The following is a 15,289-nucleotide window of genomic DNA, read 5'->3' as shown; positions in this document are numbered from 1 at the left end:
ATATGAATAGCTTAAAGGGTGAGCAAAAATATGAACAAAATTAGCAGACGCTTAATTGAGGTTTGAAAATTGTAATCGAGGGTTCTATTAAGAGTAAGACACTGATTATAAAAATAACCAGTGTCTAGTAAGGGGGGTTATTTTACATCACCAAGCTTTTCTGCATTCGCTTTACATTGATTGTAAGCTTCAATACATTTATTACTACATACTTTGTGAACTAATCCATCTGCGGTACTTTGTTGTTCACAACTGCTTTCACATTGGTAATTCTGTTGAGCGCATTGTTGCATTTCTGGGTTTTCAATTTTGTTTGAGCAAGCTGATAAAAGCGTCAAAGCAAACAATGACGCTGTAATGGCTGGTAGTTTTTTCATGCTGATCCCTAGTATATTGTGTTCTTCTAAATCCATCTTACCCAGATTAAGCGTATTTAATCCAGCTCAACTTGCAAATTATCAATTAAACGCACTGTACCTAAATAGGCTGCTGCTAAAATAACGAGTTGTTTATCCTCGCTTGTTGCAGCTTTTAGCGTTGAGCGCTCGGCAATTGCATAGTAGTCAGGTTTTAACCCCGCTGCTTCAAGCTGTGTTTTTGCTTCTACCTCAAGTGTTGCGATATCTGCGTTGCCTTGTTTAAGTGCCGTTGCTGTATTATTTAGCGTGGCAAACAGGGCTTTTGCAGTGTCTTTTTGCTCATCAGATAAATAGCCATTACGAGAGCTCATAGCAAGGCCTGAAATTTCACGACATGTAGGAACGCCAATAATTTCAACGGGTATAGATAAATCACGCGTCATGGTTTTTATGACTTGCAGTTGTTGGAAGTCTTTTTCACCAAAACAGGCAAAATCAGGTTGAACAAGGTTAAATAATTTAGTGACAACCGTTGCCACACCTTTAAAGTGTCCAGGGCGAGAGCCTCCACAATAGCCCATGGATACGCCAGGCACATCGACAAAACTTTGTTCGCCTAAGCCATTTGGATAGATCGTTTCTACAGATGGGGTGAAAACGATATCAGTATTTAAATCGGCTAACCCTTGCTTATCCGCACTAAGTGTTCTTGGGTAGTTATCAAGATCTTCATTAGCGCCAAACTGCATAGGGTTAACAAAAATACTGACCACAACCTTATCAGCTAATGTTTTTGCTTTTTCAACTAATGAAAAGTGGCCTTGGTGCAAGTTTCCCATAGTCGGGACAAGCGCAATGCTCAAGCCTGCTTGACGCCAAGCCTTGATCTGACTACGTAACGATTTAATTTCGGTGATTGACTGCATTTATTTAAACTCATGTTCGGTACTTGGGAAAGCACCACTTTTTACATCTTCACAATACTTTTGAACAGCTGCAGGCATAGTGCCCGTCTCTAATAAGAAGTTTTTTGAAAACTTAGGAATGTAACCGGCTGAAATGCCTACTAAGTCGTGCATTACTAAGATTTGCCCGTCAGTTTTATTGCCTGCACCTATGCCGATGGTTGGAATGCTTAGCTCATCAGTAATACGCTTAGCCAGTTCGCTCGGAATACACTCTAAAACAAGCAATTGCGCCCCTGCAGCTTCGAGTGCTTTAGCATCACTAACCATTTTATCTGCTTGAGATTGCTCACGACCTTGAATTTTAAAACCACCAAATACATGCACTGATTGTGGTGTTAAGCCTAAGTGACCACATACAGGGATGCCTTGCTGAGTCATGGCGCGAATACTGTCATGCAACCATTCACCACCTTCAAGCTTAATCATATTTGCACCCGCACGCATTAGCTCAGCTGCGTTGTTGCAAGCATCTGTTGGGTTGGCGTATGTCATAAACGGTAAATCAGCAATAACGAATAAGTCGCGGCTGCCTGCGCGCACACAACGGGTGTGGTAGGCTATATCAGTATTGGTGACAGCAAGAGTATCGTCATTACCTTGTAATACCATGCCAAGTGAATCACCCACTAAAATCACCTCGACGCCATTATCATGAAACAGTTTGGCAAAACTGGCGTCGTAGGCTGTCAATGCCGTGATTTTTTGTTGTTCTTGTTTCATTTTATTAAGTGTAGAAACGGTGATTTTAGACATAATTTCCTCTGAGGCTTTGCCTTGGTTAATTACTGCTGAGGGAGTTGTTGTAAATCGTTTAAGGGCAACGTATTTTTTATATCAGCAAGTGCTTGGCTATTTGGTAGTACCAATGTTGGTGCTATTTCGAATAATGGATACACAACAAATTCTCGCTCAGTTAAGCCATAATGTGGCACCGTCAAACGAGGTGTATCAATTATTTGGTCGCCAAATAAAAGAATATCAATATCAAGAGTTCGCGGACCCCAACGCTGCTCTTTTCGTACACGACCATGCTTAAGTTCTATGCTTTGTGTTAAATCGAGTAATTGCTCTGGGGCTAACTCTGTTTTTATGCATACTACAGCATTAACATAATCAGGCTGGTCTTGTGGACCCATAGGTTTACTCGCGTAATCATGAGAGGCACTTATAAACTCGATATCTGAGTGTGCTTTTAACTCAGTAATGGCGCGGTGTATTTGTTCTTGAGGTGCGTTTAAGTTAGCACCCAAACCTAAGTAAACTTGATTCATCATTGCTCTGTTTTTTTCTTACGTGGACGGCGGCGACGTTTTGGACCACCTTGATGACCAAGTGCTTTGACCATTTCTTTTTGGCCATTTATGTCCTGCCCTAAATAGTTTGTCCACCAGTTAGCAAGCTCTTGAAGTTCAGTTTCACCTGCTTGAACACGTAACAGTAAGAAGTCATATGCGGCTTTAAAACGTGGTTGCTGAGTCAGTCGATAAGCGCGTTGTCCACCACGTTTATCAAGGCGTTGTTGAATATGCCAAATATCGCGAGCGCCTAGCGTGAAGCGTTTTGGTACAGCTACATGTTGCGCGTTTTCACTCAGTACTTTGTTCATCGCTTGTGCAAATGCATCGTACTCTGACAGTTGATCGCGTTGTTGTAACTTTTTAGCAATGCTCTGTAATGGAAACCACAACAAGGCTGCAAAAATGAAAGCTGGCGTGACTTTTTTATCTGCATTAATACGCTTATCGGTGTTTTTAAACATTTGCAGGATAAACGCATGTTCAAGGCCATCAGGATTGGCATCTAAGATTTTATCAAGTGCTGGAAATAGTGCTCTAAATAAACCATATTGGCGTAGCATAATGAAGTTTTCTTCAGCTTTTCCATTTAAAAATAGCTTGAGTGATTCTTCAAATAAACGCGCTGCTGGAATGTGGTCTAATAAATTTGCCAGGCCTGCAATAGGTTTTTCGGTTGCAGGCGCAATACTCATACCTAATTTAGTGGCAAAGCGAACAGCGCGCAGCATACGCACAGGATCTTCTCTGTAGCGCGTTTCTGGATCGCCAATTAACTCAATTTGCTTCGCTTTAATTGCGCTAATGCCATTAGCGTAATCATAAATACAAAAATCATTAATTGAGTAGTAAAGGGCATTGATAGAGAAGTCGCGGCGCTCGGCGTCTTCTTCAATACTCCCGTACACATTATCACGTAGCAATTGGCCATGTTCGCTTGATTGACTAATTTGATTTTTAGCTTCGTCGGCTTCGTGGTGTCCACGCATGGTCGCTACTTCGATAATCTCACGACCAAATACAATATGCGCCAAACGAAAGCGTCGACCTATCACTCTGCAATTTCGAAACAGTCTTTTGATCTGTTCAGGTGTTGCGTTAGTTACTACGTCAAAGTCTTTTGGTTGTTGACCTAACAATATATCTCGAATACAACCACCTACAAGGTAAGCATCAAAGCCACCTTCTTTTAAGCGGTACAATACTTTGATTGCATTTGGGCTAAATTGTTTACGTGAAATCCCATGTTCACTACGTTCGATCACCAAAGGCAATTCGCTGGCTTGCACGGCATTGTTTGTGTCAGTGGCATTTGGGCCAATAATTTGCCGACAAAATTGAAAAAGCTTGGAAATAATAATCTGTCTCCTACGACATGGTCTTTGCAACTCATCAAGTATAGCGTTTGTTTTTTCACTTCGTCGGTGTGAGATTGAGTCAGTAAATGTCCATAAAATGTGGCGCTATAATTAGGTGCTGATGAATCGCACACTTTGGGTCGCTATCATATACCAGCGTGGCATAAAAATTAAGTTACTCGACCTTTAAAATTGGCAATTTATTTTGGGATGGATTGAAATTTACTAAAAGATGAATGTGGATCCTCACTTACTTGAATCTCTTTTACTTTGGGAACACATTCAAGATGGTAGGCCACAATAGCCCATTTTAGCATTTCTTCGACCGTTGCAGACAAAAGAGCTGGTTCGGGGTTTAAGCCTAAAAAGCGAAAGGCATCAAAAAGCGCAGGCTTAGGTGCTGTTTTTGAAATCGCAGGGGCATAATTTTGTTTTGATAATTTAAAGCCCGGCTTTGCAACTGCCAAAGGTAGGTGAGCGTATTGTGGGGCTGTTTGGTTAAGTTGTTTAAATAAACTGAGTTGTCGTGCTGTGGGTTCTAATAAGTCAGCACCACGCACAACATGACTAATATTTTGAGCAATATCATCGACCACAACAACTAGCTGATAAGCAAATAAACCGTCACTACGCTTGATAAGGTAATCTTCTTTGGCTAAAGCTTGGTCGACTTCTACCTTTCCCTGAATGAGATCGCTGTAGTGGCTAGTGGCAAATTGTTGGGATAATCGCAGTGCCGAATTTACGAAGGAATGACCTTTTAACTGACACTGGCCTTGGTATATCCCCCCCATTGCTTTAACTTGTTTACGAGTACAATGGCAAGCATAAACTAAACCTTGATCAATAAGTTGATCCAAGACGGATTGATATTCTTGTAGGCGCTTTGTTTGGTAGGTGACACGTTCATCCCAATGCAGGCCATAAGCTTCCAATGTGCGTAAAATATCATCACTAGCACCAGGGACAACACGTGTTGTGTCAATATCTTCAATGCGAACTAACCATTTACCTTGATTAACTTTCGCATCAAGAAAACTTCCCACAGCCGCTATTAATGAGCCAAAGTGTAATGGCCCAGACGGGGATGGCGCAAAACGGCCACGATATATACGCGCTTGCGTATTAACGGCTGTGGTAGACATGGGTTAATTTAAAAAGTAATTAACCGCGGCCTGATTGTTTTTCTTTTATTTCTGCAAGTGTTTTACAGTCAACACATAGATCGGCAGTTGGACGTGCTTCTAAACGACGAATGCCAATCTCGATACCGCATGATTCACAGAAACCAAAGTCATCTTCTTTGATTAATTGAATTGTTTTTTCAATTTTCTTGATCAGTTTACGCTCACGGTCACGAGTACGAAGCTCTAATGAAAATTCTTCTTCTTGTGCAGCGCGATCAACTGGATCTGGAAAGTTAGCAGCTTCATCTTGCATGTGCGATTTAGTACGGTCTACTTCGTTACGTAAATCGTTACGCCAAGCTTCTAAAATTTTTTTGAAATGAGCACGTTGTGCATCATTCATATACTCTTCACCTGGCTGTTCCTGATACGGCTCTAACCCGGCCTGAGCCAATAACCCTAGTCTTTTTTGGTCTGGCATAACTTTCTCCTAAATCCTTAATATATTGCCCAGCATTAGCCGGCGGCTATAAATAGCAGAAACGACAGGTTGAGGCAAATTTATTTTTTAATTAATCTTGTGTGCCTAAACCAAGAAGTGAGTAAAAAGTAATTACTTGGTTTGATTAACGCTTGCTGCTAGTCAATTTTTTATAAACTTGCCTAGTAATATGGGCAAAAAAAAATAATACAACTTAAAAATTATGTTCGTTTAAAAACTTCTTCGGTGTTGTTTGATACCAGCGTTTAAAGGCTCTTTGTAGTGCGCTTTGTTCTGAAAACCCTAACTTATTGCTGACTTCAAGCACAGAAAAACCTTGTAATAGCATTTGTTTTGCGTGCTGCTTCCTTTGTATATCGATTATTTTTGAAAAGCTTAATTGTTGGTCAGTTAAGTAACGTTGTAAGGTGCGCTTTTTAAAGCCAAGTAGCTGTGCTGCTTGTTCGACTGTTGGGATATAGGGCAATTGGCTGGCGATAAATGCATTTAATTCGTTAATGTGATCAGTATGCGGGCTAACGTCGCCTGCTTGAGAGAGTAAGATTTGCTCAAGTTCTGGATTAGGAGACAGTAAAGGGCTGCTAAGAAGTTTCTCATCAAAAATCAGGCAGTTTATGGCAGCATTAAACTCGATAGGGCAATTAAAAGTATCTTGATAAGCTAGCATGCACAAAGGTGAAGGAGGCTTTCTTGTAAGCTGTACCTTCTCGAGTGCAAGCTCTGCGTTTTGCTGGCAGCAATGCTTAGCAAAGGATAACCAGCTACTGAATAATTCATCAACCATGTAGTGATTTATTGTCTCTTTTGCATGCCAGCTAAGTCGGCATTGTTGGTTTTCATGTACTAATTCAATATGGCCTATATTTCTCACTAAAGAATTTAGCTTTTGCGCGTGCTTTAGTGCTTTTTCAAGGTTTTGACTGACAAGTGCAACATGACCAAGTAACCCCCAATTTTGTGCCTTCAGAGATTGGCCAAATAACAGACCAATATGCTCTTTATTAAGCTGAGTATCTGCAAAGCACATTAACGATTCATAGTCAGAAACAGGAAACCGATAGCAAGTGTCATCTAAATAATGAGCACGCTCTGCCAGTAATGAGTTTAGCTTTTCTGATTCAAGTCCTTGACGTTGAAGAAAATAGAATAACGAACGAATTATTTGACTACTGACATAAAACATAGGATTTCATTTTTTATTATTAGAAATATTAAGCTGCATGAGTTGGCGCGCAAAGTCAATATATTGCGTAGAGAGTCAAGATTTAGTGAATTAATTAAGGCAAGCTGGTCAATGGATACAATAACCATAATAAGGATGCACAATGAAACTCCACCCTTTAGTATTCAGTGTTGCCGCAGCACTACTCACTGTGGGCTGTAATTCTGATAGCAATAATGATGTTACTGAACCACCTGTCACGACAACCCCTGAACCTGAAGAGGCCGTAAAGGTGGCTATTCCGAACTTTGCTGAAAATAGTGTACTTGAGGCCAATATCCGTTGGACAAGTTACGGTGTGCCGCATATTACGGCAACAAACCTTGAGAGCTTGGCATTTGGTAGTGGCTATGCATATGCCAAAGATCATGCTTGTTTATTGATGGATCAAATCATTAAAACTCGCGGCGAACGTGCCAAATATTATGGCCCTGACCAAGTCGCTGGTAGTGGTGACTCTAAACACTTAATTTCTGATTTTGGTTATAAAGCATTAGGGGTTAATGAATATGCATTACAGCATTATGATGAACTGGATGAAACCAGCCGTGCTCACTTTGAGGGATTTGTGCAAGGCTTTAATAAATATGTCAATGACACGGGGGCTGCGAATCTAGCGCCTGAATGTGCGTCAGCACCTTGGGTGATAAGCTTAACCGCACAAGATATGCTGGCATATTCAATGGCAACTGTGCAGTTGGCAAGTTCAGCAAACTTTTTAGAGCTCGCATTTTTTGCAAACCCTGGTGACGGTGATGAGTATTTGCCTACGCCAAGTAGCAATGCGACAAGCGCTGTTTCCAGTTTAGTTAAAAATGTCAATCAACAAGCAAAGCAATTTAAATTAGAAAAGAAATTTAAGCATTTAGGTTCTAATGGTTGGGGTTTGGGTAAAGAGATGATGGCCAATGGCAAAGGTGGATTATTAGCAAACCCTCACTTTCCCCATGAAGGAAACCTACGTTTTTGGCAGTCACATTTAACCGTACCCGGTGCAATGAATGTGATGGGAGGGAGTTTGCAAGGTATGCCAGGGGTGATTAATATCGGTTTTAATGAACATGTTGCATGGACACATACCTTCTCAACAGCACGTCACTTTTTAATTTATCAACTTGCATTAAATGAAGATGATCGTATGAGTTATCGTGTTGAAGATGAGCTGCATACGATAACCAGTAAAACAATTTCAGTTGAGGTTGCCATTGGCCCCAATACGACCATTGAGCTTCAAAAACCATTTTATTACAGCCATCATGGTTTGATGTTAGAGACACCCGCCGCTAATGGTTTAGGCTGGAATGATAGCCAAGCATTTACGATTAAAGATGCGAATGAATTTAACATGGATGTGGTTGCCCAGTGGTCTGCGCTTAATCAGGCGGTGAGTCTTGATGATATGAAAGAGTCGTTCGCTAAGTTTGATGGGGTGTCATTCAACAACACCATGGCGGCAGATAAAGCTGGGAATGTATTTTATGTGGATGATAGTACCGTTCTCAAATTAAAGGACACAGCCAATTTAGCCATCCGTCTACAACCTGAACTTGTGGCCTTAAGAGAATCAACTGGATTTGATTTAGTGCCAGGAAATATGAAGCTATTTGAAAGTCAGGGTAAGGTGCCATTTACCGAAGCTCCTCAGCTCACCCGCACCGACTATGTACAAAATTCAAATGATAGTTATTGGGTTACAAACCTAAACGAGCCACTTGTTGGCTTTGCAGCTCAGTATGGTGACGTTCATACACCACTCTCATTACGTACGCGGATGGGTCTAAAATTATTGCAAGATGGCGGTGGCGAAGATGCTAAGTTTACTCTTGATGAATTAGAGCAAGCACTGGTAGGCAACCGTATTTATTTAGGCGAACTTGTATTTGCAGATCTTGCTATGCAGTGTCAGGCACAAGGTGATGTACCTGTACAGGTGACGAGCGATATTGCGGTTGATGTAAGCCCTGCTTGCGGTATTTTTTCGAACTGGAATGGGGCTATGAATTTAGAGACTCAGGGGGCGGCATTAATTCGTGAATTTGCTCACTTGTTTAATCCATCTACTCATTTATACACTAATTTTGATGTTACAGACCCTGCAAATACTCCTCATACTTTGCGCCAAGACAATGTTGCATTAAAAGCGTTGGCGCATGCGATGCTTAATTTACAGTCAAATGGTGTATCGCTGACGAGTAGTTTAGCGGATGTGCAGTTTGTTGAAAAATCATTGGCTGGTGGTCATGCTTCCGGCGAACAATTACCATGGGCGGGGCCGATGCATGTTGAAGGAGGGTTCAACGTCTTTCGGTTTGATAGAAGTAACCTAACGCGTTCTACATTAATTCCTTATGCAGATTATCAAACATTACCTGATGCAATAACAGGTAAGCCTTTGGCTTCTAACTTATCATCACAAGGTTACCCAGTGAACTATGGGTCAAGTTGGATGTTTGTGATGAACTTTACTGAAGATGGGCCGGTTGCAAAAGGGTTACTGACTATGTCGCAAAGTTCAGATTCACGTTCAGAGCACTTTGATGATCAAAGTCGTTATTATTCGCAAACGGCTAAGTTGAGGCCTCTATTTTACAAAGAGGCTGATATTGCACTTAACTTAATTGATGAAATAGATATTTCAATGACTAAACAATAAATGGAACTTGCTCGGTCAGTGCAATAGCACTGGCCGAGATATCAGCTTTATAAGCATACACCTCAACACCGCAATCAATGGCTTGTGTTAATAACGAACAATACGTTTCATCAATATGCTTGGCACCACTGACTTGGCTAATTCCTTCGTGTAGCACAGCAAAAAGTAATACGGCGCGATGCCCTTGTTGCACCATTTCGATAAGTTCTCTGATATGTTTTTGGCCACGAACTGTTTGCGCATCGGGAAAATAGCCTTGTCCTGATTGGGGGTTATCTTCACTTAGTAATGTCACCGACTTTACTTCAACGTAGCAATTTGCTTTGTCATTAGCGGTGAGTAAAAAATCGATACGACTGTTCTCTTGCCCATATTTTACTTCAGCTTGAATTGTGCTGTAGTCGCAAAGCCCTTTTATTACATTATGTGTTAATGCTTCATGCACCACTTGATTGGCTATTGCGGTATTAACGCAAATTAACTGTCCGAAATGATTTTTAGTAAGCTGTAAAGAGTGTGGGTATTTTCGTTTTTTGTTATCACTGGTTGAGTAATAAGCGCTAAACCCAGGCTCAGCACAACCAGTCATCTTTCCTGTATTGGCACAGTGGGCGGTAAATTGCTCGCCAGTTTCTAGCTCAAGATCCGCTAAAAAACGTTTATAGCGTTTGAGCAATTTAGCAGATTGTAAAGGTGGTAAAAAATGCATAATTTTGTTTTGATTAAACGCGTTCGTTCATTGTAAATGAATAGCGACATAGAATGCACCCTTAGTCTGTTTAGTAAAGGTTATTTATCGCAAGCGGTTGGGATGTCGCGTTCGCTGTAGTAAACTCGATAAACAATTTTCAGCGCAAAGAGTATTCTAACATGTCGGAAAAATTTTTAGTTCAACTTAGCGAGCAGGGTGCTGCCGCGCATTGGGGTGAAAAAGCCTCTCTTTCTTTTACTGAACAAGGCGCAACCGTTCATTTAACTGAGCAAGATACACTTAAAAACGTACAAAAAGCAGCGCGTACGTTAGCGAATCAAGGCTTAAAGAATGTTGCTCTAACGGGTGATGTTTGGTGCACTGAAACACAATGGGCTTTTTATCAAGGCTTTGTATCGCCAAAAAATTTAGATGCAGTTGAGTTTGCCGAAAACGCAAAAACAGATAGCAATGAACTGGCTGCATTAACAAAATCAGCGACATGGGCTCGCCAAATGATCAACGGCACTGCCGATGATATTTTTCCTGAAAGCTTAGCAGGCAAAGCGGCTGAATTTATTCAGTCATTAGCGCCTGAGCACGTTAGTTACCAAATCATTAAAGGTGATGCACTTTTAGAACATCAATGGATAGGTATTCACGCTGTAGGCCGTGGTAGTGAGCGTCCACCTGTATTATTAGAGCTAGATTACAACCCAACCGGTGACGACAATGCCCCTGTTGATGCTGCTCTTGTGGGTAAAGGGATCACATTCGATTCGGGTGGTTATTCAATTAAAGCAAGCGAAGGCATGCTTGGTATGAAATGCGATATGGGCGGTGCAGCAACGGTTACTGCTGGTTTAGCGCTTGCTATTAGTCGTGGCGTGAATAAACGCATTAAGCTGTTTTTATGTTGTGCTGAAAATTTAATTTCAGGTCATGCTTATAAACTAGGTGATATTCTTACTTATAAAAATGGCACAACAGTTGAAATTGTTAATACCGATGCTGAGGGCCGCTTAGTACTTGCTGATGGCTTAATGGCTGCGGGTGAAACTGGCGCACCATTAATCATTGATGCGGCAACGCTAACTGGGGCTGCACTTGTGGCTGTAGGTCAAGAGTACAATGCATTATTTGGCCTTGATAAAGACTTTGTGCGTGAAGTACAAGATTTTGCAGAGCAAGAAATGGAGGCAGCATGGCCACTCCCTCTTGAAAAGTGGCACCAACAAAACTGCCCATCACCTTATGCTGATACAGCAAATAGTCGCCCACAAAAAGGCGGCGGTTACGGCGGTGCGTCAAATGCTGCTGGCTTCTTATCGCGCTTTGTTCCTAACGATGGTAAAGGTTGGGTGCACATTGACCTTGCTGCAGCATTCAATATGGGTAGTACGAGTGAGTGGGCCGCGGGTGCTACAACACAAGGTATGCGCACGGTTGCTAGAACGTTGCTTGAAAAAGCTTAATTGAGTACTACACGAAGTATATTACCAAAAGCGCCTTTATTAGGCGCTTTTTTGTTTTTTAATGTGATTTACAAACTGATACAAGATTTTTTTCATCATTTAGTATAAAATCTCGCCCCACATTTTCTCATCAGGTGGTTAGTTTAAATTTCATTAACTACACTTGAATGATCAATTCACACTGGGGTCTCTATTTATGTCAGATAAGTGCTATATCACTGCGCAGCAGTTACTTGAAGATTCGTTTCGCGTTGCTGCTAAAGTTTATGAAGATGGTTTTCGTCCTGATTTCATCATTGGTATTTGGCGTGGTGGTGCTCCTATCGGTATCGCAGTACAAGAGTACTATGATTACAAAGGCATAGAGACAGATCATATTGCTGTGCGTACATCGTCTTATTACGGTATTAATCAGCAGTCAAAAGAAATTAAAGTACATGGTTTGCATTACATCATCGAAAATGCCAACGCAGATGATTCGTTGTTGATTGTTGATGATGTATTTGACTCTGGACGTAGTATTTTCGCTTTAAAAGAAAAACTTTCTGAATTAATGCGCTTGAATCTGCCACGCGATATTCGTGTTGCTTGCCCATATTACAAGCCTAAAAACTCAAAAGTAGACATGGTGCCTGAGTATTATATTCATGAGTCTGATGAGTGGTTAGTTTTCCCTCATGAGCTGTCAGGTTTAACGCCAGATGAAATTATTGAAGGCAAGTCAGACTTAGCAAATATCCAAGACTTATTATTAAATAAGTAAATTGCTACTTAAATAAAGTGAGTATGTAGGCACATACTCACAATTGTGAAAAGCTATCAACATAGTTGCTTAGCTTTTCTATATCAACAACCTTAAGTCCTTGGTTGCTTCTTACTATCAATCCTTTTTCTACCAGCTCTGTCACTACGCGGCGATAAGCGCGTTCAGTGGTTGCGAAACGTTCAGCCTCTGCATTAACCGTAGGGTAGGCGCGTAGCAGTGTTGGGTTATTATTCTCAGCCCTTAATAAACAGTCTTTTGCGATGTTATAACTCAGTGGCAATAGGAGTTTATCGAGATTTATTTTCTGATTCTCTTGAAACTTAGCAGCAATAGTTTGTGCTGTGTACAAGCTGAGTTCTGGCTTTTCTAGCAACAGTGAGCGCCAATGTTTTAGCTCAATTAAGTTATAACTCACATCACTAAAACAGGTCACTGTGTAAATGCAGGGTAAGTTGTTTAGCGCTTCAATCTCGCCAATCAAGGTGTTATTACAATCAAGCTGGCCGAGTAAGAGTCTGCGGCCATTACCCACATCATAACTAAGCGACACAGTTCCGCTTCTAACTAATACAAGTTTAGACAGAGGTTGATCTTGATGGATCAGCACTTCTTTTTTTGCTTGTTGGTAACGACTTCCAGCAAAAGTAAGTAATTGCTCAACGAGATAACTTGAAAAATGATATTGAAACATTAACGCCGCTCTTCGGACAATTGTCCTATTTATTACACCTTAATGACGTTAGCATTAAGATTCTAAGAATTCACGCTAACTTGCTAGCTAGGCTATGCCTTGCTTTTACCTTCATTTCCCGTGTTAATGATTTTAAGCAAAGTATTCACTGTGCTTTATAAGGTTTTCAGTAAGTTAGCTTTTTTATTTTCATTGTTAAAGTAGCAATGAGTAAGTCAAAAAAAATGACAAGCTCTAATGCTAACCTAAAGCCTAGGAGAGAACAATTGAGTTGGGAATATTTAGGCTATTTAGCGTCTGCTTTGTTGGTCGCTTCTTTAACAATGAGTGATGTGATTAAACTACGTTGGTTTAATTTGGCCGGATGTATTGCTTTTACTTGTTACGGTATAGCAATTGACGCCATTCCTGTTGCATTCACTAATGGACTCCTGACGTTTGTGAATATTTACCATATTATTAAATTAAAGCGTCAGTCATCCACTGACGCTAAATAGTGACCATTTAGTGTTCTTGTTGATATTTTAGTTCGCCACCAATCCATGTTTGCTTTACCTTGATATCATGAATTTGTGAAACTGGAACTGTAAAGTAGTCTTTGTTTATTAAAATAAAGTCAGCCCATTTACCTTGCTCTAAACTGCCTAATTTAAACTCTTGGTGAGCAGCATAAGCGCCGCCTAAAGTGAACGCTCGCAAAGCTTCATCTCTCGATAATAGCTCTTTTGGCCGCCAACCACCTTTTGGTAACTGGTTGTGATCCATGCGAGTAATGGCTGAATATAAACCATCGAATGGGTCAGCTAGTTCCACGGGGAAGTCAGAGCCCGCAGCCACAATTGAACCTTGCTCTAAAAATGTTTTCCAAGCATATGCACCGGTAAGTTGTTTATCGGTCAAGCGTTGTTCAGCCATATGCATGTCAGACGTGGCATGCACAGGTTGCATTGAGGGAATAATTTTTAGTGATTTGAAGCGAGGAATATCGTCGGGCGTAACAATCTGCGCATGCTCAATACGGTTACGTAACAAAATCCCCCCAGATTTTTTAAATACTTTTTCATAGGCATCTAATACGATACGGTTCGCTTTATCACCAATAGCATGGGTGTTCGCACTGAAACCATTTTCAAAGCTTAAGGTGAAAAGTTGTTCGAGTTTTTGCTGTGTTTCAAGCATTAAGCCATGGTAATTTTTTCGATCAGCATACTCATCAATTAGCGCAGCACCACGGCTACCCAGCGCACCATCGGCGTATACTTTCACGCTTCTGATTGACATGTAGTCATGCATATCTTTATAGCGACCCGCTTTTAACATGGTGTCTAGTTTTGGGTCGCTTGCGCTTAACATAGCAACAATTCTCAGCGGTAGAGTGCCTTGCTCGGCACGTTCTTTGTAAACTTGCCACGTATCATAATCAATACCCGCATCATGAGTTGATGTAATGCCTAAGCTGAGCAAATGTTTACCTGCATTATCTAAAGCAGTATTAATGCTGGCGTGGCTTGCTTTTGGTACATGTTGGGTTATTAGTGTTTCTGCTTTATCAATGAAGACACCTGAAGCTAGCCCTGAATCCAGTTTTAAAATTTCACCACCAGTAGGAGAGCGAGTGTCTTTTTCGATACCAGCAAGCGCCATGGCTTTCGAATTAACCCACACCGCATGGCCATCAACTCGAGACAGTACCACAGGCTTATCTTTTACATAGCGGTCTAAGTCTGCTGCCGTAGGAAATTGCGCGCCTGGCCATTGCTCTTGGTTCCAGCCACGACCAATGATCCAGCCTTGTTTATCTTTCGCAAATTCTGCGAGCTTTTTTCCTACCTCATCAACTGAACGGGTATTTCTAACATCCAGTTGTGATAGGTTATTACCAAGGCCAATAACATGGCCATGAGCGTCAATAAGCCCAGGTAGTAAAGTCGCCTGTTCACCATCTAGGGCCGTTGCATCAGGATAACTGGCTTTTAAGGAGTCATTGCCTGTTTTGACCACCTTGCCGTCTTTAATAACCAGTGTTGAAAACTGCTTAGTATCCCCTTTATAGGTCGGTGTGTAGCCATTGACGTTATAGATGACCGTTGTGTTTGCAAAACAGGATAGTGATGCTGATGCGAGTAAGCCGATGATGAATTTCATAATTGTCTTGTTTTTATTGATTTATAAAAACAGTATC

At 41.1% G+C, this 15,289-nt stretch carries 15 protein-coding genes; 4 read left to right on the top strand and 11 right to left on the bottom strand.

The genetic code is table 11. The features are described from left to right. Positions 1–137: 137 nt before the first annotated feature. The 8 genes from L3V41_RS03385 to L3V41_RS03350 form a co-directional block, all read right to left on the bottom strand. Positions 138–377, bottom strand: coding sequence for a hypothetical protein (locus tag L3V41_RS03385; protein WP_062569517.1), 240 nt, complete (start codon positions 375–377; stop codon positions 138–140). 56 nt (positions 378–433) lie between these two features. After that, positions 434–1,285, bottom strand: coding sequence for a pantoate--beta-alanine ligase (gene panC, locus L3V41_RS03380; protein WP_237127164.1), 852 nt, complete (start codon positions 1,283–1,285; stop codon positions 434–436). After that, positions 1,286–2,080, bottom strand: a complete 795-nt coding sequence (gene panB / locus L3V41_RS03375; RefSeq protein ID WP_062569519.1) for a 3-methyl-2-oxobutanoate hydroxymethyltransferase — start codon at positions 2,078–2,080, stop codon at positions 1,286–1,288. It lies immediately after the preceding gene. A gap of 29 nt (positions 2,081–2,109) precedes the next feature. Then, on the bottom strand, positions 2,110–2,598 hold the full coding sequence (gene folK / locus L3V41_RS03370) for a 2-amino-4-hydroxy-6-hydroxymethyldihydropteridine diphosphokinase (protein WP_193988985.1): 489 nt from the start codon (positions 2,596–2,598) through the stop codon (positions 2,110–2,112). Beyond that, on the bottom strand, positions 2,598–3,944 hold the full coding sequence (gene pcnB / locus L3V41_RS03365) for a polynucleotide adenylyltransferase PcnB (protein WP_237127272.1): 1,347 nt from the start codon (positions 3,942–3,944) through the stop codon (positions 2,598–2,600). Before pcnB ends, folK begins: the two co-directional genes overlap by 1 nt. A gap of 236 nt (positions 3,945–4,180) precedes the next feature. Then, complete coding sequence (gluQRS, locus tag L3V41_RS03360; protein ID WP_237127163.1) at positions 4,181–5,125, bottom strand: tRNA glutamyl-Q(34) synthetase GluQRS; 945 nt, start codon at positions 5,123–5,125, stop codon at positions 4,181–4,183. A 19-nt stretch (positions 5,126–5,144) separates the two neighbouring features. After that, positions 5,145–5,588 carry an RNA polymerase-binding protein DksA gene (gene dksA, locus L3V41_RS03355; protein WP_062569522.1) on the bottom strand — a complete coding sequence of 148 codons (444 nt, stop codon included), beginning with the start codon at positions 5,586–5,588 and terminating at the stop codon, positions 5,145–5,147. A 214-nt stretch (positions 5,589–5,802) separates the two neighbouring features. Then, entirely contained in the window at positions 5,803–6,792 is a 990-nt protein-coding gene (locus L3V41_RS03350; RefSeq protein WP_237127162.1) for an AraC family transcriptional regulator, read from the bottom strand. A 142-nt stretch (positions 6,793–6,934) separates the two neighbouring features. On the opposite strand from L3V41_RS03350, the gene L3V41_RS03345 reads away from it, so the two are divergent. Further along, positions 6,935–9,484, top strand: a complete 2,550-nt coding sequence (locus L3V41_RS03345; RefSeq protein ID WP_237127161.1) for a penicillin acylase family protein — start codon at positions 6,935–6,937, stop codon at positions 9,482–9,484. Here L3V41_RS03345 and sfsA read toward each other — a convergent pair. Next, positions 9,474–10,193 (bottom strand): DNA/RNA nuclease SfsA, encoded by a 720-nt coding sequence (gene sfsA / locus L3V41_RS03340; protein ID WP_237127160.1) that lies wholly within the window; start codon positions 10,191–10,193, stop codon positions 9,474–9,476. The genes L3V41_RS03345 and sfsA overlap by 11 nt on opposite strands. A gap of 161 nt (positions 10,194–10,354) precedes the next feature. Between sfsA and pepB the strand changes: the two genes are divergently transcribed. Both pepB and L3V41_RS03330 read left to right on the top strand, forming a co-directional pair. Further along, complete coding sequence (gene pepB, locus L3V41_RS03335) at positions 10,355–11,650, top strand: aminopeptidase PepB (RefSeq protein WP_193987735.1); 1,296 nt, start codon at positions 10,355–10,357, stop codon at positions 11,648–11,650. A gap of 196 nt (positions 11,651–11,846) precedes the next feature. Then, positions 11,847–12,413 carry a phosphoribosyltransferase family protein gene (locus tag L3V41_RS03330; RefSeq protein ID WP_130149573.1) on the top strand — a complete coding sequence of 189 codons (567 nt, stop codon included), beginning with the start codon at positions 11,847–11,849 and terminating at the stop codon, positions 12,411–12,413. A 37-nt stretch (positions 12,414–12,450) separates the two neighbouring features. On the opposite strand, the gene L3V41_RS03325 is transcribed toward L3V41_RS03330, so the two are convergent. Continuing rightward, positions 12,451–13,107: a Crp/Fnr family transcriptional regulator gene (locus L3V41_RS03325; protein WP_062569528.1), complete on the bottom strand. Its 657-nt coding sequence runs from the start codon at positions 13,105–13,107 to the stop codon at positions 12,451–12,453. A 266-nt stretch (positions 13,108–13,373) separates the two neighbouring features. Between L3V41_RS03325 and L3V41_RS03320 the strand changes: the two genes are divergently transcribed. Further along, positions 13,374–13,604 (top strand): YgjV family protein, encoded by a 231-nt coding sequence (locus tag L3V41_RS03320; protein WP_193987734.1) that lies wholly within the window; start codon positions 13,374–13,376, stop codon positions 13,602–13,604. Between the two features lie 7 nt (positions 13,605–13,611). Here L3V41_RS03320 and L3V41_RS03315 read toward each other — a convergent pair whose 3' ends face one another. Then, entirely contained in the window at positions 13,612–15,252 is a 1,641-nt protein-coding gene (locus L3V41_RS03315; protein ID WP_237127159.1) for an amidohydrolase, read from the bottom strand. Positions 15,253–15,289 lie beyond the last annotated feature (37 nt).

This window comes from Pseudoalteromonas sp. L21 (assembly GCF_021728035.1).
GTDB lineage: Bacteria > Pseudomonadota > Gammaproteobacteria > Enterobacterales > Alteromonadaceae > Pseudoalteromonas > Pseudoalteromonas arabiensis.
Note: the sequence above shows the minus strand (reverse complement) of the source record. Positions and strands in the feature narration are given on the sequence as shown.